The sequence below is a fragment of the Sphingobium aquiterrae genome, assembly GCF_037154135.1.
GTDB classification, from domain to species: Bacteria; Pseudomonadota; Alphaproteobacteria; order Sphingomonadales; family Sphingomonadaceae; genus Sphingobium; species Sphingobium aquiterrae.
In genome coordinates this window covers 354535-374005 of sequence record NZ_JBANFL010000001.1, presented here as the reverse complement: position 1 = coordinate 374005, position 19471 = coordinate 354535, and the positions used below count along the sequence as shown (strand labels likewise).

Sequence of the window (19471 nt, the reverse complement as noted above, 5' to 3'; positions counted from 1 at the left end):
GCGCGGCCGCCTTATGATCGGGGGCCGTTTTACGCAACCGCCCTTTTCAGCCGGTCCACCAGCCGCTCGCGCGCCGCAAGCACCTCCGCCCGCCAGTCGGTCAGCACCGACCGCGCGAGGAAATGGCCGGTCAGCGCCAGCCCGTCGAAGATCGCGCCCCAATCCTCCGCCTGCCCGCCCCCGACCAGGAATGCCGGCAGCGGCAGCAGGCGCGACTCATAGCCGACAGCCGCCGCGCGACTGACGGCGGCAGCGCTTTTCGGGCTGACGAACGCCAGATCGTCCCGCCCCCCGGTGACGGTGCAATCCGACAGATCGAGGCCGAAGCCCAGCTCGGCGAGCAGCAGCAGCTCATAGCGGATCAGCGCCACCGCCCATCCGCGCGCCGCCGGCGCCGCCTCCACCGCGCCCAGCACGCCGTCCAGCGCCTGGTACAGCGCAGGATAGGCATTGGCCTCCGGCAAAGCAGAGGCCGTCAGCGCGCAGGTCCAGTCGATCGCGGCGGCGGGCAAGGGCTCGGCCAGCAAGGGCGCGCGGCTGTGCGCCAGCTCCACGCCCAGCCCGGCCAGCTGCTCCTCCGTCCGCCAGCGATACTCCGCCTGCACCGCATTGCCCGGCTGCAGCACCGGCCGCATCGTCCGCGAACGGCCGCCCCGCACATAGCCGGGCAACAGCCCATGGTCCGGCGTCATCAACCGCGCGATCGCGCCATGCTCGCCATGATGGCGCACGGCACAGACGATCGCGATGGTGGAGAGGCCGGACATGCGGCGCTCATAGCCGCTCTAGGCGGCCATCGCCATATAGCCGCTCTGCGGCCACCGCCATATAGCCGCTCCACGCGGCGGCCGCCATCAGGCGCGCATCGTCCCCGTATCCATGAAGCGCTGGTGCCATGCCAGCGCCTCGCCCGGCAGCATCGGCGTCTGCTGGCCATAGGCGCCTTCGCGGGCGCGCTTGTAATAATCGCGCAGCTGCGGGCGATAGTCGGGATGAGCGCAGCGTTCGATCACCACTTCGGCGCGCTGGCGCGGGGCCAGGCCACGCAGGTCCGCCAGCCCCTGCTCGGTCACGATCACCTGCACGTCCTGGGTGATATGGTCGACATGGCTGACATGCGGCACGATGGCGGAAATCGCGCCGCCCTTGGCCGTGGACGGCGTCACGAAGACGGAAAGATAGGCGTTGCGCGCGAAATCGCCCGATCCGCCGATCCCGTTCTGGATGCGCGATCCCATGACATGGGTGGAGTTCACATTGCCGTAGATGTCCGCCTCGATCAGGCCGTTCATCGCGATGCAGCCCAGCCGCCGCACCAGCTCGGGATGGTTGCTGATCTCCTGCGGGCGCAGGATCATCTTGTCGCGGAACTTGTGCATGTCCGCATTGAGCGCGGCCGACGCCTCCGGGCTCAGCGAGAAGGCGGTGGCCGACGCCATGCGCAGCTTACCCGACGAGAGCAGGTCCAGCATCCCGTCCTGGATCACCTCGGTATAGGCGACCATGTCCTCGAACGGGCTGTCGAGCAGGCCGGCGAGCACGGCATTGGCGATATTGCCGACGCCCGATTGCAGCGGCAGCAGCGAGGGGGGCAGGCGGCCCCTGCCCACTTCATGTCGCAGGAATTCCAGCAAATGCCCGGCAATGGCGTGTGCCGACGCGTCCGGCGGGGAGAAGGGCGCATTGCGGTCCGGCGCGTCGGTTTCCACGATGCCCAGGATCTTGTCGGGATCGCAGCGCAGATAGGGCTGGCCGATCCGGTCGTCGGCGCGCACCAGCGGGATCGGCACGCGATGCGGCGGCAGCGCGGTGCCGTAATAGATGTCGTGCATCCCCTCCAGCGCGGCATTCTGCCAGCTGTTGACCTCCAGGATCACGCGGCTCGCCCGGTCCAGCCAGGTCTTGTTGTTGCCGATCGAGGAAGAGGGGATCAGCGACCCGTCCTCGCGGATGCCCGATACCTCGACCACCGCGATGTCCAGCTCGCCCAGGAAACCCTGCCACGCCATCGGCGCGACCTGGGACAGGTGCATGTCGAGATAATTCATCTCGCCCCGGTTGATCCGCTCGCGGGCGATGGGGTCGCTATTATAGGGCAGGCGCAGCTCGATGCCGTCCGCCCGCGCCAGCGCGCCGTCCAGCTCCGGCCCGGTCGACGCGCCGGTCCACACCTTCATCCGCAGCGGCCGCCCGGCGGCATGCTCCTGCTCGATCCGCTGGGCGAGCGCCATCGGCACCACCTTGGGATAGCCCGATCCGGTGAAGCCGCTCATCCCCACGGTCATGCCATCGCTGATGAAGCTGGCGGCATCCTCTGCGCTGATGACGCGCGCGGCAAGGGTCGGGTTGGCGATGCGACTGGACACGGAAGGCTCTCCTTGACGGGTAAGGCTGGCATCCGCTCTTCCGGCCTCTGCGGACCGCTGGCGGCTCGATAGGCAATTCGCCCCATTTCGCCCCCCTCGACTTTAGTCGAAAAGGGCATCGGAATGCCACTGCTTACGCCACCGCCATCGCCCATCCCATAGGGCCCGTTCCATAAGGAATGCCCCGCAACCGCCGTCGCCACAGGGGCATCCGGCAGGTGCGGGGCACGATATTGATGGCAATGGTCCGGGACGCATGTGCGCACCCGCAACGCCAGCCTTATTTGGTCGCGTATTGGCCCGGCTCGGCACCGAAATGCTCGCGGGCAAAGGCCTTCGCGGCAGAGGCGGTCTTGAACAGCTCTTCCTGCAGCGTGGCCTTCACGATCGGATAGCCCTGCGAATTGAAGCGCGTGTCGCGCACGGTCAGCCGATAGCTGCCCCCCTCGTCCTTGTTGACCAGGAATGGCTTGACGATTTCTCTACTCATATTGTGTGCTCCCGTGCCGAGATGGAAATGAAAACACCAGGCGGAGCGGATGCCCTGCCTGGTGTGGTGGTCAGCCGAGGATGTCGGCCACGATCTTTTGAAGCTCTCTGCTCGACAATGTCGCGACGGGCCTGCTCTTGGCGGCTGCGCGGGGCAACGAACGGTCGAAGGGGAGAGTCAGAATGGTACGAACTGATTGATTTGAATTATGCATGAAATCCCTGGCGGGTCATACCGCCATATAAAATTGCAGAGCCCATCGCCCCATGACGATGATGCCTCCGGTCAAGCGACTGTTTGAGAACCATGATCTGAAGGAAGCTTCACGCTTCAAGCCAGACCTTCCCTCTCTTCGCGCCTTGATGCGCACATATCCGGGAAGGATCACAGATCGTCATAAACGACGTCAACAAACGCTATATAGGGCAGGATCGCGACTTTTGCAATTGCCGCGTGATGTGCATGGCGCGCGCCCCCGCCGCCGCTTCACCCATGGAAATAATCATAGACCTGCTGCGCCACCGCCGTCGACACACCGGGCGCGCGCTGCAGGTCTTCCAGCGCGGCATTCTTCACCGCCTTGGCCGTGCCGAAATGCATCAGCAGCGCCTTCTTGCGGGCGGGGCCGATGCCCGGCACCTCGTCCAGCGAACTCACGGTGATCGCCTTGCTGCGCTTGTCGCGATGCGCGCCGATGGCATAGCGATGCACTTCGTCGCGCAGCCGCTGCAGATAGAACAGCACCGGGTCGTTGAGCGGGAACGTCACTTCGCGCCCGTCCATCAGGTGGAACACTTCCCGCCCCTCGCGGCCATGATGCGGCCCCTTGGCGATGCCGACCATGCAGACATCCTCGATGCCCATTTCCTCCAGCATTGCGCGCGCGGCCGACAGCTGGCCCTTGCCGCCGTCGATCAGCACCAGATCGGGCCATTCGCCGCTCTCCCGATCAGGGTCTTCCCTCTGGGCCCGGCCAAAACGCCGCTCGAACACCTCGCGCATCATCGCGAAGTCGTCGCCCGGCGCAGTATCGGGGTTCTTGATGTTGAACTTGCGATAGGCGCTCTTGCGGAAGCCCTCCGGCCCCGCGACCACCATCGCGCCCAGCGCATGACTGCCCTGGATATGGCTGTTGTCGTAAATCTCGATGCGGTCCGGCACGCCCTCCAGCCCGAAGGCGTCGACCATGCCGTCCAACACCTTCGCCTGCGTCGTCGTCTCGGCGAGCCGCCGGTCCAGCGCCTCCACCGCATTGCGCTGCGCCTGCCGGATCAGCTTCATGCGATCGCCGCGCTGGGGCGTCTCGATCCGCACCCGGCTGCCGATCCGCTCGGTCAGCGCCTGCGCGATCAGGTCGGACTCCGCCGGCGCGCGATCGGCCAGCACCAGTTTCGGCGGCGGCACTTCCTCGTAAAATTGCGCCATGAAGCTTGCCAGCACCTCGTCCTCTGCCACTTCCGCGGTGTGGATGGGGAAGAAGCTGCGATGCCCCCAATTCTGCCCGCCGCGGATGAAAAAGGCCTGGATGCACATCGCCCCGCCCTTGGACGCCAGCGCGAAGATGTCGGCATCGCCCAGCCCCTCGGCGTTGATCGCCTGGCTGCCCTGGATGAAGGTCAGCGCCTTTAGCCGGTCGCGCAGCACGGCGGCCTGCTCGAAATCCAGCGCCTCGGCCGCCCGTTCCATCGCCACACCCAGCTTCTGCTGCACCTTGGTCGACTTGCCGCCCAGGAAATCCTGCGCATCCTGCACCAGCTCGGCATAGGCCGCATCGTCGATCCGCCCGACGCAGGGCGCGGAGCAGCGCTTGATCTGGTAGAGCAGGCAGGGCCGCGAGCGGTTGGCGAAGAAGCTGTCGGTGCAGCTGCGCAGCAGGAACAGCTTCTGCAGCGCGTTGATCGTGCGCGTCACCGATCCGGCGCTGGCGAAGGGGCCATAATAGCGCCCCTTCGCCTTGCGCGCGCCGCGATGCTTCTGGATGCGCGGAAAATCATGATCCTCGCGCAGCAGGATGAAGGGGAAGCTTTTGTCGTCGCGCAGCAGCACATTATAGGGCGGACGAAAGCGCTTGATCAGCTGCGCCTCCAGCAGCAGTGCCTCTGCCTCGTTATTGGTGGTGACGATGGTCATGGAGCGCGTCTGCGACACCATGCGCTGCAGCCGCCGCGACAGCCGGTCGACCTGGGTATAATTGGTCACGCGGTTCCGCAGCGCTCGCGCCTTGCCCACATACAGCACGTCCCCGCGCGCATCCTGCATGCGATAGACGCCGGGCCGCGTCGGCAGCGTCTTCAACACGTTGCGGATCGCCTCCACCCCCGCATCCAGATCGGGCATGCCGGCGCCACGGACGGTGAAGGTGGCGCTATCCTCATTGAAACGGTCGGGGGACTGGGGACGGGACATGCCGCCTATCTAGGCGGAGTGGGACGGCAGGGCTAGGACCGATCGACATCCAGCCCATGCGGGCCTGCAAAGAGCGATTTCCTGTGCTCCGGTGCTCACCTACTGAAAGTAGGCTGCGCTCCGGTGCTCGAAAATCACCCTTTTCGGCTCCACCTGAGCTGAATGTCGAGCGGCCCTGGGGGCTAAGCCGCCGCGCGGCGCAGGCGATCGTTGATGGCGATGCCGATGCCTTCGTTCGGGATCGGCGCGATGGCGATGCTGGGAGCGGCGCTCTCATCGGCCAGGTGCAGGGCCGCGAACAGATTGGCCGCCGCTTCCGCCAGGTCCGCTTCGGGGCTGAGGTTGAGCGTGCAGGGCATCAGGCCGAAACCGATCAGATATTCGTCGCGCGCGGCCCGCAGCGCGTTGAGGCGCAACGGCTTGCCCGGCGCATAATGGCTGGCGAGCTGACCCGGCGCCTCCACCGTGCCGCCATCGGCAACGCCGGCCGCGCCCGATCCCGCCATGCCCGACACTGGCAGGCCAGTCGCCGCCTCCAGCATCGCCGGCGTTACCGGGCCGGGGCGCAGCAGGCGCAGCACGCCGTCTCCGGGCGCGACAATCGTGGATTCCAGCCCCTCGCTGGTCGGCCCGGCATCCAGCACCAGCGCCACCTGCCCCCCCAGGCTGGCGACGACATGCTCCGCGCGCGTCGGGCTGATCCCGCCGCTGCGATTGGCCGACGGCGCGGCCAGCGGGCGGCCGCTCTCCCGGATCAGCCCCTGCATGGCGGGATGGGCGGGCATGCGCAGCGCGATGGTCGGCAGCCCCGCCGTCACCAGCGGCGAAATACCCGCGCCGGCGCGCAGCGGCAGCACCAGGGTCAGCGGTCCGGGCCAGAAGGTCGTCGCCAGCGCTCTGGCGACATCGGAAAAGGCGGCGATCCCTTCCGCCATGGCCATGTCCGCCACATGCACGATCAGCGGGTTGAAGCTGGGCCGCCCCTTGGCCGCATAGATCGCCGCCACCGCGCGGCTGTCGGTCGCGTCGGCGGCAAGGCCGTAGACCGTCTCGGTGGGCACGGCGACGGGCTCGCCCGCGCGGATCAGCAGGGCGCCCTCGCGCAGCGCGGCAGTGTCATAGCGCCTGATCCGCGTCGATTGAACCTGATTGGAAATGGTCACGCCCTGCCTATAGCTCCACGCAAATCCGGGTAAAAGCGCAAAGCGTCATTCCCGTGACAGAACGACCGGCCCTTTTCAGCGGGTTGCGGCCCGCCCGCGCGGGCGATAGACCGCCCGCATGACAGACAGCATCATGCTCCGCATCGCCGAGGCGCTGGAACGCCTCGCGCCCCCGCCCGCCCCGCCGGTCGATCTCGGCGCGCACCCGGCCTATGGCTGGGATGGCGAGGCGCTGGCCCCGGTCGCCCGCTTCGCGCCGGTCGACTATCCGCTGCTGAGCGGCATCGACGCGCAGAAGAGCGTGCTGCTGGAAAATACCCGCCGCCATGCCGCCGGCCATGCCGCCCATGACGTGCTGCTCTGGGGCGCGCGCGGCACCGGCAAGTCGGCCAGCGTCGGCGCGGTCGTCGGCCAGTTGCAGGAGGAAGGCGCGGACATCGCGCTGGTGCAGTGCGCGGGCGACAGCCTGTCCAGCCTGCCGCGCCTGTTCGCGCTGCTGGGCGCGTCCTCACGGCCATTCGTCCTGTTCGTCGACGATCTGGGCTTCGACGGTGGCGACGCCGCGGGCCATGGCGGCGACGCCCGCACGCTGCGGTCCCTGCTGCAGGGCGGCGCGGCGGCGCGGCCCGCCAATGTGCGGCTCTATGTGACATCCAACCGCCGCCACATCGTGCCGCGCCAGATGAGCGAGCAGGACGATCCGATCAACCCACGCGACACGGTGGACGACAAGATGGCGCTTTCCGACCGTTTCGGGCTCAGCCTGGGCTTCCACGCCATCGATCAGGATGCCTATGTCGCCATCGTCAGCGGCTATGCGCGGGATCTGGGCCTGAGCTTCGATCCGCTGGAGGCGATCCAGTGGGCCACGCAACGCGGCAGCCGCTCGGGCCGCGTCGCCTGGCAATATGTGGTGGAACTTGCCGGACGCGCCGGGCGGACGCTTTAGGGCCGGTCAGCCCGCGTCCACCGGCGGGAAGGGCGAGAACTGGCCATAGCCGCCACGCACGAACAGCAACGGATGGCTGCCCCGCTCGATATCCAGCGCGTCCACCCGGCCCAGCACGATGAAATGGTCGCCCGCCTCATGCACCGCATGCAGCGTGCATTCGATCCAGGCGACGACATCGCCCAATATCGGCAGGCCGCTGTCCGAAAGGCGATAATCCAGCCCTTCGAACTTGTTTTCGATCCGCGCGGCAAAGCGGCGGCACAGATGTTCCTGATCCTCCGCCAGCACATTGACGCAGAAGCGCCCGGCCTTCTCGATCTTCGGCCAGCTCGACGATCCCCGGTCGGGGAAGAACGCCACCAACGGCGGGTCCAGCGAAACGGAGGTGAAAGACCCCACCGCCATGCCCACCGGCACGCCATCCTCCCCCAGCGCGCTGATCACGCAGACGCCCGTCGGATAATGACCCAGGATGTGGCGGAAGGTCGCCGGTTCGATGATCATGGCCGTGCTCATAACCTGGAAATGCCAGTGCCGCCGCCCGCTGTCCAGCCCGGCACGTCTTGTAAGCGATGAAGAAATCCTCATAGGATCGCCCGACCGGCCCGCCGGTATCGCGCACATGCCGGCAGAAAAGGAGCCGTATTGGCCGCATCCCCGCCTTGCCAAGGGTCCATGGCCGATCCGGCGATCGCCTTGTCCGGCGTCGGCGTGCGGTTCGGGGCGGTGGAAGCGCTCGCCTCGGTCGATCTCACCATTGCCCGTGGCGGCTTCGTCGCGCTGGTGGGCGCCTCGGGATCGGGCAAGTCGACCCTGCTCAAGACCATCAACCGCCTTGTGCAACCCGATCAGGGCAGCGTGCGGGTCCATGGGGTGCGGGTGGAGGCGCAGCCGGTCAGGGCGCTGCGCCGCTCCATCGGCTATGTGTTCCAGAATATCGGGCTGTTCCCGCATATGACGGTCGCGGAAAATATCGCCATCGGCCCCCGGATCGCGGGCGAGACCTGCAGCGATACACAGATTGCCGCCCTCCTCGCGCTGGTCGACCTGCCCGGCGGGATGGCGGGCCGCATGCCCGATGCGCTGTCCGGCGGGCAGCGCCAGCGTGTCGGCGTCGCCCGCGCGCTTGCGACCCGGCCCGCGATCCTGTTGATGGACGAACCCTTCGGCGCGCTCGATCCAGTGACGCGCGACGCGCTGGGAAAAGAGGTGCGCGCGCTGCACGACCGACTGGGGCTCACGACCATCATGGTCACGCATGACATGGCCGAGGCGCTGCTGCTGGCCGACCGCATCGTCGTGATGCACCATGGCGGGATCGTCGCGGACGGCACGCCGACCGACCTGCTGGCGGGCAAAGGCGGCGCGATTGCCGACGCGCTGGTCGCCGTGCCGCGCGATCAGGCCCGCCGGATCGCGGACCTCGCCGGATGAGCGATCTGCTCGCCCCCCTCTCCGCCCATATCCTGCTTTCCGCCGCCGCGCTGGTGCTGGGCCTGCTGATCGCCCTGCCGCTGACGCTGCTTTCCGCGCGCAACGCCCATGTCGCGCGCGTGGCGCTCGGCACGGCCAGCCTGATCCAGACGGTGCCGGCGCTCGCGCTGCTGGCGCTCTTCTATCCGGTGCTGCTGTGGCTTTCCGCGCTGGTCGGCGGCGGCATTCCGGCGCTGGGCTTCCTGCCCGCGCTGCTGGCGCTCGGCCTCTATGCGGTGCTGCCGATCCTGCGCAACGGCGTCACCGGCCTTGCCGGGCTCGATCCCGCCGTCATCGAGGCGGCCGAGGCCATCGGCATGAGCCCGGCCCAGCGGCTGCGTCTGGTCGAAATCCCGCTGGTGATGCCGGTGCTGATGGCCGGCATCCGTACCGCGGCGGTCTGGACGATCGGCGCGGCCACCCTTTCCACCACCGTCGGGCAACCCAGCCTTGGCGATCCGATCTTCGCGGGCCTGCAGACCCAGAACTGGGCGCTGGTGCTGCGGGGCTGCATCGCCGCCGCGCTGCTCGCCCTGCTGGTCGACGGGCTGCTGGGGCTGATCGAGGCAGGCGTCAGGCGGAGGCGGAGGCTTTGGGTCTGGACCGGCCTTGCGCTGCTCTGCACGGGCCTTGCGCTCGCGCTTGCCCCCCGCCTGTGGAACAGCCCGGTCAGGACCGTCACCATCGGCGCCAAGAATTTCTCCGAACAATATATCCTCGCCCAGCTGATCGGCAACCGGCTGGAACGCGCCGGCTATGCGGTGCGCTATCGCGAGGGGCTTGGTTCCGCCGTGATCTTCCGCGCGCTGGAGAGCGGCGATATCGACGTCTATGTCGACTATGCCGGCACGCTGTGGACCAATGAGATGAAGCGGACGGACGTGCCCCCGCGCGCCACGATGATCGCCGCGCTCGACCGCTGGATGCAGCGCCCGGGCGGCGCCCGGCTGCTGGGCCCGCTGGGGTTCGAGAATGCCTATGCCTTCGCCATGCGCGGGGACGAGGCAAGGGCCAGGGGCATCGCCACGCTGGACGACCTTGCCCGCGCCTCGCCCGGGCTGACCCTGGGTTCGGACCTGGAATTTCTGGAGCGCCCCGAATGGCGGGCGGTGAAGGCCGCCTACCCCATGCGCTTCGCCGCGACCCGCGCCTATGCGCCCAGCTTCATGTATCGCGCGCTGGGCAGCGGCACGGTGGACGTGATCTCCGCCTTTTCCTCCGACGGGCGGATCGCCGCCGACCGGCTGACCGTGCTCACCGATCCGCGTGGCGCGATCCCCGGCTATGACGCGCTGCTGCTGGTCGCGGGCAGGCGCATGAAAGATCGCCATTTCGTGCGGACGCTCACGCCCCTGCTCGGCCGGATCGGCGTGGAACCCATGCGGCAGGCCAATTACCGCGTGGACCGCGACAGCGCCAAACAGAGCCCGGAAGCGGCCGCGATATGGCTCGCCCGGCGCATCGGGAAATGATCGGCGTCGCGCCCGGCGGGCATCTGGACAGCCCCGGACAAAGGCGTATAGCGACCCCGCAATACGCACATGCAGCAAGACATGCGAGGGACTCATGCAAGCTATTGGGGCACCACGGCCATGACCATCATCAAGGAAGCCGACCTGATCGAGAGCGTCGCCGACGCCCTTCAGTTCATCAGCTATTATCACCCGATGGATTATATCCGCGCGCTGGGCGAAGCCTATGAGGCAGAACAGTCGCCCGCCGCCAAGGACGCCATTGCGCAGATCCTGACCAACAGCCGCATGTGCGCGGAGGGGCATCGCCCGATCTGCCAGGATACCGGCATCGTCAACGTCTTCGTCAAATGGGGCATGGACTGCCGCCTGGACGACACATCGAAGTCGCTGCAGGAGGTCGTGGACGAAGGCGTGCGCCGCGCCTATCTCCACCCGGAGAACAAGCTGCGCGCCTCGGTCCTCGCCGATCCCGCCTTCACCCGCCGCAATACCAAGGACAACACGCCCTGCGTGCTCCATGTCGAGATGGTGCCGGGATCGAAGGTCAGCGTCGATGTCGCGGCCAAGGGCGGCGGCAGCGAGAACAAGTCGAAGTTCAAGATGATGAACCCCAGCGATTCCATCGTCGACTGGGTGCTGGAGATGATCCCGCAAATGGGCGCCGGCTGGTGCCCGCCCGGCATGCTGGGCATCGGCATCGGCGGCACGGCGGAACATTGCGTGCTGCTGGCCAAGAAGGCGCTGATGGACCCGATCGACATGGGTCAGCTGAAACTGCGCGGACCCCAGAACGATATCGAGGCGCTGCGCATCGAGATTTTCGACAAGGTCAACGCGCTGGGCATCGGCGCGCAGGGGCTTGGCGGCCTCTCGACCATCCTCGACGTGAAGATCATGGACGCGCCCTGCCACGCCGCGGGCAAACCGGTCGCGATGATCCCCAACTGCGCCGCCACCCGCCACGCGCATTTCACGCTGGACGGCTCCGGCCCCGCCTATCTGGAACAGCCCAAGCTCAGCGAATGGCCCGACGTCAACTGGGCGCCGGACAAGGCGGCGATCCGCGTCGACCTCGACACGCTGACGCCGGACGTCGTGCAGAGCTGGAAACAGGGCGACCGCCTGCTGCTGAACGGCAAGATGCTCACCGGCCGCGACGCCGCACACAAGCGGATCAAGGACATGCTGGACGCCGGCGAGGCGCTGCCGGTCGAGTTCAAGGGTCGCGTGATCTATTATGTCGGCCCGGTCGATCCGGTAGGCGAGGAAGTGGTCGGCCCCGCCGGCCCCACCACCGCCACCCGCATGGACAGTTTCACCCGCATGATGCTGGAACAGGGCCTGCTCGCCATGGTCGGCAAGGCCGAGCGCGGCGGACAAGCCATCGACGCGATCAAGGACCACAAGTCCGCCTATCTGATGGCGGTCGGCGGCGCGGCCTATCTGGTGGCGAAGGCGATCAAGGGTAGCAAGGTCGTGGGCTTCCACGATCTGGGCATGGAAGCGATCTACGAGTTCGAGGTGCAGGACATGCCCGTCACCGTCGCCGTGGACAGCGACGGCCAGAGCGTCCACCACCTCGCCCCGCTGGTCTGGCGCGAGAAGATCGCCCGGGAAAAGCTGCTCGAAAAGGCATGATCCGGGCGGGGGCACAGCATCCCCGCCGCGCATATCCTGCGCCGATAGCATCGGCGGCCAACAATGGGCGCTTGGGAAGACATGCGAAATGCGGTCATCCCCGGGCGCCCATTGTCTTCGCATGGATGCTGCCGACCATGTCCCCGATCCCCGCGCCCTAAAGCTTCCTTAACTCTCTTCGCTTACGCCCGACCCTGTTTGGCATTCAGGGGATGAGCGTGGATCTGTCTCAGACAGTGATGAAGGCGGCGAAGCTGTCAGGCGACCTGGGGATTCGCACGCTCGATCTGCAGGCGGATATCACCGAGCTGGCCGAGCGCGTCACCGATCAGGCCGGCACGATCGAGGCGATCGGCGGCAATGCCGTGCGCCTTGCCAGCGACAGCGAGGATGTCGCTGCCGCCGCGCTCGAAGCGCGCGAAAAGGCGATCACCGCCAAGGCCGTGATCGAGGACAGCAGCCGCCAGCTTTCCGGCGCGACCGTCGATGTCGTGGACCTGATCGACGAGGTCAGCCGCATCCACGCCAGCCTGGGCGCCTTCAATGAAGCGCTTTCGACCGTCGGCCATGTCACCGGCGTCATCAGCGGCATTGCCAGCCAGACCAATCTGCTGGCCCTCAACGCCACCATCGAGGCGGCGCGCGCGGGCGATGCCGGTCGCGGGTTCGCCGTGGTCGCCAGCGAGGTGAAGAAGCTGGCGCAGGAAACCGCCGCCGCCACCCAGACCATCGAGGAATCGATCCGCGCGCTCACCGGCGAGGCGGTCGGCATGCTCGACAGCATCGGCCATGGCGTGGAAAAGGCGAAGTCCGCGCATAAGGGCGCCAAGGATATCGAGGCGCTGGTCGACCGGCTGGGCGCGCTGATGCGCGGGCTTTCCGACGACAGCGATTCCGTCGCCGACCGCATCGGTTCGATGGTGACGGCGGTGGGCAGCATCCGCTCGGGCCTGGGCGCGCTGGCCAACACGTCCGCCGACAATGCCTCCGGCCTCCAGCGCCTGTCCGGCCGGGTGACGACGGCCAGCGACGACACCAACACGCTGCTGCAATATTTCGCCGAGAGCGGCGTGGAAATCCCCGATTCGCCCTATATCCGCTTCGGCCTCGCGACGGCGCAGGGCACGTCGGAAATGCTGGAACAGGCGCTTGCCGATGGCCTAGTGACCGAAGCCGAGCTGTTCAGCGATCATTACCAACCGATCCCCGGCACCAACCCGCCGCAATTCGCCCACCCCGCCCAGCCCTTCATCACCCCCGCGGCCCGTCCGCATCAGGAGGCCGCACGCGCCCTGACCGGCTTTTTCGGCATGACCTTCACCGACCGCAACGCCTTTGGCGCGGTCGCGATGCCGGAACGCTCGCAAACCCAGCGGCCGGGCGAGGATGCCTGGAACGCCGAGCATTCGCGCGCGGGGCTGGTCTTCGACGACGCGACCACGCGGGAACAGTGCCGCACCATGCGGCCCTTCATGCTCAAGGCCTATCGCCGCCCATTGGCCGGCGGCGGCGTCGTGCTGCTGAAGCAGGTCATCGCCTCCGTCCATGTGCGCGGGCGGCATTGGGGCATCCTGCAGCTGGCCTATGAGGATCAGGGCTGAAGGCCCCGTCCGCCGATAGCGGCCCCATCCTCCACTCGTCGCCTCGACCGCTCGTCCCCCCTTGCCCCCGCAGGGCGTAACGCTATGGCAAGCGGACGGATCGCGCGGAGAAGGCATGCACCTCGTTGGCAAAGTGATGAGGGGCGCGGGGGCCGGGCTGCTGTGGATCGTCATCCTGCTGTGCCTCGCCGTCGTCATCGTCCCCACGTTCTTGGATCGCCGCTATCATGCCGGCCCGATGAGCAGCCATTATGACGGCGCACGGTTCTTCAATCCCGATGGCGAGATTCGCTTCAACGGGCCGGGCGGCAATCAGCAGAGCAGCCCGGTCGGCTATCTCGCGCGCTGGCTGACGGGATCGGACGGGCGGCCGCGCTGGCCCGATGCGGTGGCGGTGAAGCCGGGCAAGCCCATGCCCTTCGCCGCGCCGCGCGGGATGAAGGCGACCTGGGTCGGCCATGCGACGGTGCTGGTGCAGGCCGCCGGGCTCAACATCCTGACCGACCCGACCTGGTCCGACTATGCCAGCCCCTTCCCGCCGCTCGGCCCGAAGCGCGTCGCGCAGCCCGGCATCCGGTTCGCGGACCTGCCGAAGATCGACCTCATCCTCATCAGCCATAATCATTACGACCATCTCGACATTCCGACGCTGAAAAAGCTGTGGGAGCGGGACAGGCCGGTGATCGTGACGGCGCTGGGCAATGAAAGCCTGCTCGCCGCCAACGGCATAACCGCGCGCGGGATGGACTGGGGCCAGTCGGCGACCGGCGCGGAGCTGACCGGCAAGGGCCCCGAATGGGCGGTCGTGCAATGCGGGCAATATGAACATTGCCCCGATTATCGCGTCCGCGCGATCCGCAGCCATCACTGGAGCAGCCGCTGGGGCGTGGACCGCAACCGCGCGCTCTGGTCCGCCTTCCTTGTCGAGACGCGCGCCGGCCGCATCTTCTTTACCGGGGACACGGGCGCAGGCGACCTGCGCTGGGCCGATCAGGCGCGGGCCGATGGGCCGATCCGCCTCGCCATCATCCCCATCGGCGCCTTCCGCTTCGCGCCGGGGCAGATGGAGGCCGATTCGCACATCGGGCCGCGCACGGCGGTCGCGCTATTCCAGCGGCTGGGCGCGACCACGGCCATCCCCATCCACTGGGGCACCTTCCGCCTGTCATGGGAAGCGTGGGACACGCCGCCGCGCATGCTGGCACTGGAGCTGGCATGCGCCGGCATCGCCCGCAAGCGCTTCGCCCCATTGCGCTTTGGCCAGACCATCATGGTCCCCGGCACGGGCGAGATCGCCCCCAACGTGCCGCGCCGCTGCGACCGGAAGGCGATTGCCGCCCTGCCCTGAAAGCATGTGCGGGCAGGCGGAAGCACCGACGGCCAGCCTGGAGCATTTTCAGGATGCCCGTGAAACGATCATCCGGTTCGAAAATGCGGCGACAAAGACCGGAGCGTTTTCGCGCAATGTGAAAACGCTCCGGGCTGCACGCCGCCGGTCCTCCTTATCCTGGTTCAGCCGCCGGTTTTCGCGGCCTCCGGGGCGCAATCCCCCGTCCGCTGGCCTGTCAGGTCATGCGTCGTCCGCAACACCGGATGGCCATCCACCGATTTCGTCATGCTGACGCCCATGGTCATGCTGTCGGGCTTGTAATTGCCCTCCAGCAGCAGTTCCGACGTGCCCGATCCCGCCTTGCATTCAAGCGTGGCGATGAAGCGGCCCTTGCGGATCGTCTTCTCCTTGTAGGTGCAGTCGCTGCCATCCTTGCCCGCCAGCCCATCGGGGTCCGGCACGCCGGCCGCATCGACGGCAAGGCAGATCTTGTCCTCGCTCTTGATGCCGACCTTGGCCGCATATTCCTGCGCCGTGACGGTCGCGGTATTATAGCCTGTCTGCGTGCGCGACAGCGTCCACTGCCCCGCCTTCAGCAGCACCGGCGGGTCTTCCGCCGGCGCCTGCGCCGCCGGTTCCGACCCGCAGGCCGAAAGCCCCGTCAATGCCGCCATCATCAGAAATCCGCGCATGGTTCCTCTCCCCTGTTTTGTTGCGTCGAACGGGGGCAAGGTGTCATGCATTGCCGGCCGGATGCAAGCCGCCTTGCCGACGACCGCGCAAAGGGCTCATTCACTGCCCGCCGCGCACTGGGCACCGACCCATTTGCCCGCGCTTTTCGCCTTCATGGTCATGGTCATGCCCCTGGGACCGCCGGCCATCGTCATGTCCATCACCATGTCATAGCGTTCCGGCGCATAATGCCCCGTCATGGAGGCATTGGTGATCGTGCCCTCCCGGTCGCACCGCACATTGCCCTTCACCATGCCGCCGCTCATGTCGAAGCCGGTATAGGTGCAGTTCCTGTCCTGATTGGCGAACAGCGAGCCATCGGGTTTCGCGGCCTCTTCCGGGGTCACGCAGTGGCGGATGGCGCGCTTGCTCATCGCCGCCTTCATCTGATCCTTCATCGCATCCTGCGGCACGCCCTGGGGCAGGCCGGCCATGGTCAGGTCGGCAATCTCGAAGGTCGATTCCCACTGGCCGGGCTTCAGCCTGACCTGCGCCGCCTGGCCGGCGACGTCCGCGGCGGATTGCGGCGCACCGGCGGCGGGCGCCGCGCCATTGCCGCCGGCGCCACTGCCACCACCGCTGGCGGTCTTGTCGGACGTGCCGCAGCCCGAAAGGGCAAGCAGCGAACAGGTGAAGGCCAGCATGGTCAAGCGCATCATAATCCCTCCATCGCCGGGAGCATCTGTCGCCATGAGTCTTCCCATGTTGCGTCCGCCCCCATGGCGAACCATATCAATCGGCGATGGCGATTCAAATCAGAACCACCCTGGACGAACCGGACACCGGCGAAGCCTTCATTCCCCACCGCCCCGCGCGCCCGGAGAAGACCGAGGGCGGGCGGCCGTTCACGCTGGTCAGCGAATATGAACCCTCGGGCGACCAGCCGACCGCCATCGCCGAACTGGTGGAAACCGCGCTGACGGGCGAGAAGGATCAGGTGCTGCTGGGCGTCACCGGCTCCGGCAAGACCTTCACCATGGCGAAGGTGATCGAGGCATTGCAACGCCCGGCGCTCATCCTTGCGCCGAACAAGATCCTCGCCGCCCAGCTTTATGGCGAGTTCAAGAGCTTCTTCCCGGAAAACGCGGTCGAATATTTCGTCAGCTATTACGACTATTACCAGCCCGAAGCCTATGTCGCCCGGTCCGACACCTATATCGAGAAGGAAAGCTCGGTAAACGAGAGCATCGACCGGATGCGCCACTCGGCCACCCGCGCGTTGCTGGAACGGGACGATGTCATCATCGTCGCGTCCGTCTCCTGCCTCTACGGCATCGGCTCGGTCGAGACCTATTCGGCCATGACCTTTGCGATGAAGAAGGGCGGGGTCGAGGACCAGCGCGAGATCATCCGCAAGCTGGTCGCGCTGCAGTATAAGCGCAACGACGCCGGTTTCGCGCGCGGCAACTTCCGCGTGAAGGGTGACAATCTCGAAATCTTCCCCAGCCACTATGAGGACACCGCCTGGCGGATCAGCTTCTTTGGCGACGAGATCGAGGACATTGTCGAATTCGATCCGCTGAGCGGCAAGAAGATCGCGACCCTGGACTATGTGAAGGTCTTCCCCAACAGCCACCATGTCACCCCCGGCCCGACGCTGAAGCAGGCGATGGAGGCGATCCGCCACGAACTGACCGAACGGCTGAAAGAACTGGTGGCCGAGGGCAAGCTGCTGGAGGCCCAGCGCCTGGAACAACGCACCAATTTCGACCTGGAGATGATCGCAGCGACCGGCAGCTGCGCGGGGATCGAGAATTATTCCCGCTTCCTCACCGGCCGCATGCCCGGCGAGCCGCCGCCGACGCTGTTCGAATATCTGCCCGAAAACGCCCTACTGTTCGTGGACGAAAGCCACCAGACCGTGCCGCAGATCGGCGCGATGGCGCGCGGCGACCATCGCCGCAAGATCACGCTCGCCGAATATGGCTTCCGCCTGCCCAGCTGCATCGACAACCGCCCGCTGCGCTTCAACGAGTGGGACGTGATGCGCCCGCAGACCGTCAGCGTCTCCGCCACGCCCGGCCATTGGGAGATGGAGCAGACCGGCGGCGTGTTCAGCGAGCAGGTGATCCGCCCCACCGGCCTCATCGACCCGCCGGTCGAGATCAAGCCGGTGGAGGATCAGGTGGACGACCTGATCAACGAAGCACGGAAGGTCGCCGCGCAGGGCTATCGCACCCTCGTCACCACGCTGACCAAGCGCATGGCCGAGGACCTGACCGAGTTCATGCACGAGGCGGGCATCAAGGTCCGCTACATGCACTCGGATGTCGAGACGCTGGAGCGTATCGAGTTGATCCGCGACCTGCGGCTAGGCGTCTATGACGTGCTGGTCGGCATCAACCTGCTGCGCGAGGGGCTGGACATTCCCGAATGCGGGCTGGTCGCGATATTGGATGCCGACAAGGAAGGCTTCCTGCGTAGCGAGACCTCGCTGATCCAGACGATCGGCCGCGCCGCGCGCAATGTCGACGGCCGCGTGATCCTCTATGCCGACCGGATCACCGGCAGCATGGAGCGCGCGCTCAACGAAACCAGCCGCCGGCGCGAGAAGCAGGAAGCCTATAATGCCGAGCACGGCATCACCCCCACCACGATCAAGCGCAACATCGGCGACATCATCGCCCATGTCGCGAGCAAGGATCAGGTGACGATCGACACGGGGATCGAAGACAAGCCCCACCTCGTCGGCCACAATCTGCGCGCCTATATCGAGGACCTGGAAAAGAAGATGCGCGCCGCCGCCGCCGACCTGGAATTCGAGGAAGCCGGCCGCATCAGGGACGAAATCCGCAAGCTGGAAGCCGAAGAACTCGGCCTGCCCCACGAGCAGCAGGTCGCCGCGCCACGGGGACGGGCGACCGAAGGCAAACCGGGCACGCGGAAGATGCGATACGGGAAGACGACGCGGAAATTTTCTTAGACAGATTAAATTTCATATTTGCAATTGCATAAATTTATATTATCTATGGCTTGAGAAAGGATCAAGCCATGACCTCAAATCGTTCACGTGAAGATTTTTTCAGGTTTCTGGATTGGCTCAACGATAAAGGAATGATCGCGCCTGGAACGGCTGCATCTCGGCGAGCCTCGGCAAATCAAGTACTGGCGATCCTCGATGAAACCGAATCTCATGATGTAACGATAGTGGATCTCGACCAACTAATGCTCAGGTTCCACAATTTGAACCGTGACAAATATACGACTGAGAGCTTGCAGACCTACAAAAGCCGAATCAAATCGGCGCTAGATGATTTTCGTGTGTATGTAGAGAATCCGTTGGGATTCAAACCCAGCATTCAACAGCGCACCCGAACGAAAAAGGCAGTCGAAGCCACCCAGAATAGGCCACAAGTGCCGCCTTTAGAAAAATCTCCTGCCTTAGAACCCCACTATCCAACCACTCCTCCGCCGGGGATTTCTGTACTCCCAATACCTTTGAGGGCCGACTTGACGATTCAAATTGCAGGCTTGCCATTTGATCTGTCACAGCAAGAAGCCAGAAAAATTGCAAACATCATCCTTGCTCATGCAATAGCTGAATAAGATCAAGCACATGATCCGTTCCTTCGCCAATCCTGAAACGGAGACAGTCTGGGTCGGCCAGCGCAGCCGTAAGCTGCCAACGGACATCCAGCAGACAGCGCGACGGAAATTGCGGCAGCTCCACAACTGTCTCAGCCTCTACGATCTGCGCATTCCGTTGGGAAATCGGTTCGAGCAGTTGAAAGGCTTCACGCCTTTACGATATAGTCTCCGGATCAACGACCAGTGGCACATCACGTTCAACTGGTCTGACGGAGGCGCAGAGAATGTCCGGATCGAGGACTATCACAAGGGATGAC

General features: G+C 66.1%; 17 protein-coding genes. 9 read left to right on the top strand and 8 right to left on the bottom strand.

Annotated elements, in window-relative coordinates; all coding sequences use genetic code 11:
- Nucleotides 1–29: 29 nt before the first annotated feature.
- The 5 genes from recO to WFP78_RS01635 form a co-directional block, all read right to left on the bottom strand.
- The gene (gene recO / locus WFP78_RS01655) at nucleotides 30–767 is read right to left on the bottom strand and encodes a DNA repair protein RecO (protein WP_336958020.1); all 738 of its coding nucleotides are present in this window, start codon (nucleotides 765–767) and stop codon (nucleotides 30–32) included.
- An 87-nt stretch (nucleotides 768–854) separates the two neighbouring features.
- Complete coding sequence (locus WFP78_RS01650; protein ID WP_336958019.1) at nucleotides 855–2366, bottom strand: acetyl-CoA hydrolase/transferase family protein; 1512 nt, start codon at nucleotides 2364–2366, stop codon at nucleotides 855–857.
- A gap of 280 nt (nucleotides 2367–2646) precedes the next feature.
- The gene (locus tag WFP78_RS01645) at nucleotides 2647–2856 is read right to left on the bottom strand and encodes a hypothetical protein (protein ID WP_336958018.1); all 210 of its coding nucleotides are present in this window, start codon (nucleotides 2854–2856) and stop codon (nucleotides 2647–2649) included.
- 486 nt (nucleotides 2857–3342) lie between these two features.
- The gene (uvrC, locus tag WFP78_RS01640; protein WP_336958017.1) at nucleotides 3343–5262 is read right to left on the bottom strand and encodes an excinuclease ABC subunit UvrC; all 1920 of its coding nucleotides are present in this window, start codon (nucleotides 5260–5262) and stop codon (nucleotides 3343–3345) included.
- Between the two features lie 182 nt (nucleotides 5263–5444).
- Nucleotides 5445–6425: an L-threonylcarbamoyladenylate synthase gene (locus WFP78_RS01635; protein WP_336958015.1), complete on the bottom strand. Its 981-nt coding sequence runs from the start codon at nucleotides 6423–6425 to the stop codon at nucleotides 5445–5447.
- 118 nt (nucleotides 6426–6543) lie between these two features.
- Here WFP78_RS01635 and WFP78_RS01630 point away from each other — a divergent pair, with 118 nt between their 5' ends.
- On the top strand, nucleotides 6544–7374 hold the full coding sequence (locus WFP78_RS01630; RefSeq protein ID WP_336958014.1) for an ATP-binding protein: 831 nt from the start codon (nucleotides 6544–6546) through the stop codon (nucleotides 7372–7374).
- A 6-nt stretch (nucleotides 7375–7380) separates the two neighbouring features.
- Here WFP78_RS01630 and WFP78_RS01625 read toward each other — a convergent pair whose 3' ends face one another.
- The gene (locus tag WFP78_RS01625; protein WP_336958013.1) at nucleotides 7381–7893 is read right to left on the bottom strand and encodes a flavin reductase family protein; all 513 of its coding nucleotides are present in this window, start codon (nucleotides 7891–7893) and stop codon (nucleotides 7381–7383) included.
- Nucleotides 7894–8052: 159 nt separating this feature from the next.
- Between WFP78_RS01625 and WFP78_RS01620 the strand changes: the two genes are divergently transcribed.
- The 5 genes from WFP78_RS01620 (at nucleotide 8053) to WFP78_RS01600 (ending at nucleotide 14912) form a co-directional block, all read left to right on the top strand.
- Nucleotides 8053–8811: an ATP-binding cassette domain-containing protein gene (locus WFP78_RS01620; protein ID WP_336958012.1), complete on the top strand. Its 759-nt coding sequence runs from the start codon at nucleotides 8053–8055 to the stop codon at nucleotides 8809–8811.
- The gene (locus WFP78_RS01615; RefSeq protein WP_336958011.1) at nucleotides 8808–10322 is read left to right on the top strand and encodes an ABC transporter permease/substrate-binding protein; all 1515 of its coding nucleotides are present in this window, start codon (nucleotides 8808–8810) and stop codon (nucleotides 10320–10322) included. The genes WFP78_RS01620 and WFP78_RS01615 overlap by 4 nt, the downstream gene beginning before the upstream one ends.
- Nucleotides 10323–10442: 120 nt before the next feature.
- Complete coding sequence (locus tag WFP78_RS01610; protein ID WP_336958220.1) at nucleotides 10443–11963, top strand: fumarate hydratase; 1521 nt, start codon at nucleotides 10443–10445, stop codon at nucleotides 11961–11963.
- Between the two features lie 239 nt (nucleotides 11964–12202).
- Nucleotides 12203–13564: a methyl-accepting chemotaxis protein gene (locus tag WFP78_RS01605; RefSeq protein ID WP_336958218.1), complete on the top strand. Its 1362-nt coding sequence runs from the start codon at nucleotides 12203–12205 to the stop codon at nucleotides 13562–13564.
- 136 nt (nucleotides 13565–13700) lie between these two features.
- On the top strand, nucleotides 13701–14912 hold the full coding sequence (locus WFP78_RS01600) for an MBL fold metallo-hydrolase (protein WP_336958010.1): 1212 nt from the start codon (nucleotides 13701–13703) through the stop codon (nucleotides 14910–14912).
- 164 nt (nucleotides 14913–15076) lie between these two features.
- On the opposite strand, the gene WFP78_RS01595 is transcribed toward WFP78_RS01600, so the two are convergent.
- Entirely contained in the window at nucleotides 15077–15586 is a 510-nt protein-coding gene (locus WFP78_RS01595; protein ID WP_336958009.1) for a DUF3617 domain-containing protein, read from the bottom strand.
- A 96-nt stretch (nucleotides 15587–15682) separates the two neighbouring features.
- A complete protein-coding gene (locus WFP78_RS01590; RefSeq protein WP_336958008.1) occupies nucleotides 15683–16285 on the bottom strand; it encodes a DUF3617 domain-containing protein in 603 nt (200 codons plus the stop codon).
- An 83-nt stretch (nucleotides 16286–16368) separates the two neighbouring features.
- Between WFP78_RS01590 and uvrB the strand changes: the two genes are divergently transcribed.
- From uvrB to WFP78_RS01575, 3 genes are all read left to right on the top strand, one after another.
- A complete protein-coding gene (gene uvrB / locus WFP78_RS01585; RefSeq protein WP_336958007.1) occupies nucleotides 16369–18549 on the top strand; it encodes an excinuclease ABC subunit UvrB in 2181 nt (726 codons plus the stop codon).
- Nucleotides 18550–18617: 68 nt separating this feature from the next.
- On the top strand, nucleotides 18618–19172 hold the full coding sequence (locus WFP78_RS01580; protein ID WP_336958006.1) for a hypothetical protein: 555 nt from the start codon (nucleotides 18618–18620) through the stop codon (nucleotides 19170–19172).
- A 10-nt stretch (nucleotides 19173–19182) separates the two neighbouring features.
- A complete protein-coding gene (locus tag WFP78_RS01575) occupies nucleotides 19183–19470 on the top strand; it encodes a type II toxin-antitoxin system RelE/ParE family toxin (RefSeq protein WP_336958005.1) in 288 nt (95 codons plus the stop codon).
- Nucleotide 19471 lies beyond the last annotated feature (1 nt).

Excerpts from the sequence above, each read along its gene's own strand:
- recO (WP_336958020.1), bottom strand. The coding sequence starts at position 767 with ATGTCCGGCCTCTCCACCATCGCGATCGTCTGTGCCGTGCGCCATCAT.
- WFP78_RS01645 (WP_336958018.1), bottom strand. The coding sequence starts at position 2,856 with ATGAGTAGAGAAATCGTCAAGCCATTCCTGGTCAACAAGGACGAGGGG.
- uvrC (WP_336958017.1), bottom strand. The coding sequence starts at position 5,262 with ATGTCCCGTCCCCAGTCCCCCGACCGTTTCAATGAGGATAGCGCCACC.
- WFP78_RS01630 (WP_336958014.1), top strand. The coding sequence starts at position 6,544 with ATGACAGACAGCATCATGCTCCGCATCGCCGAGGCGCTGGAACGCCTC.
- WFP78_RS01625 (WP_336958013.1), bottom strand. The coding sequence starts at position 7,893 with ATGAGCACGGCCATGATCATCGAACCGGCGACCTTCCGCCACATCCTG.
- WFP78_RS01620 (WP_336958012.1), top strand. The coding sequence starts at position 8,053 with ATGGCCGATCCGGCGATCGCCTTGTCCGGCGTCGGCGTGCGGTTCGGG.
- WFP78_RS01615 (WP_336958011.1), top strand. The coding sequence starts at position 8,808 with ATGAGCGATCTGCTCGCCCCCCTCTCCGCCCATATCCTGCTTTCCGCC.
- WFP78_RS01610 (WP_336958220.1), top strand. The coding sequence starts at position 10,443 with ATGACCATCATCAAGGAAGCCGACCTGATCGAGAGCGTCGCCGACGCC.
- WFP78_RS01605 (WP_336958218.1), top strand. The coding sequence starts at position 12,203 with ATGAAGGCGGCGAAGCTGTCAGGCGACCTGGGGATTCGCACGCTCGAT.
- WFP78_RS01600 (WP_336958010.1), top strand. The coding sequence starts at position 13,701 with ATGAGGGGCGCGGGGGCCGGGCTGCTGTGGATCGTCATCCTGCTGTGC.
- WFP78_RS01595 (WP_336958009.1), bottom strand. The coding sequence starts at position 15,586 with ATGCGCGGATTTCTGATGATGGCGGCATTGACGGGGCTTTCGGCCTGC.
- WFP78_RS01590 (WP_336958008.1), bottom strand. The coding sequence starts at position 16,285 with ATGATGCGCTTGACCATGCTGGCCTTCACCTGTTCGCTGCTTGCCCTT.
- uvrB (WP_336958007.1), top strand. The coding sequence starts at position 16,369 with ATGGCGATTCAAATCAGAACCACCCTGGACGAACCGGACACCGGCGAA.
- WFP78_RS01580 (WP_336958006.1), top strand. The coding sequence starts at position 18,618 with ATGACCTCAAATCGTTCACGTGAAGATTTTTTCAGGTTTCTGGATTGG.
- WFP78_RS01575 (WP_336958005.1), top strand. The coding sequence starts at position 19,183 with ATGATCCGTTCCTTCGCCAATCCTGAAACGGAGACAGTCTGGGTCGGC.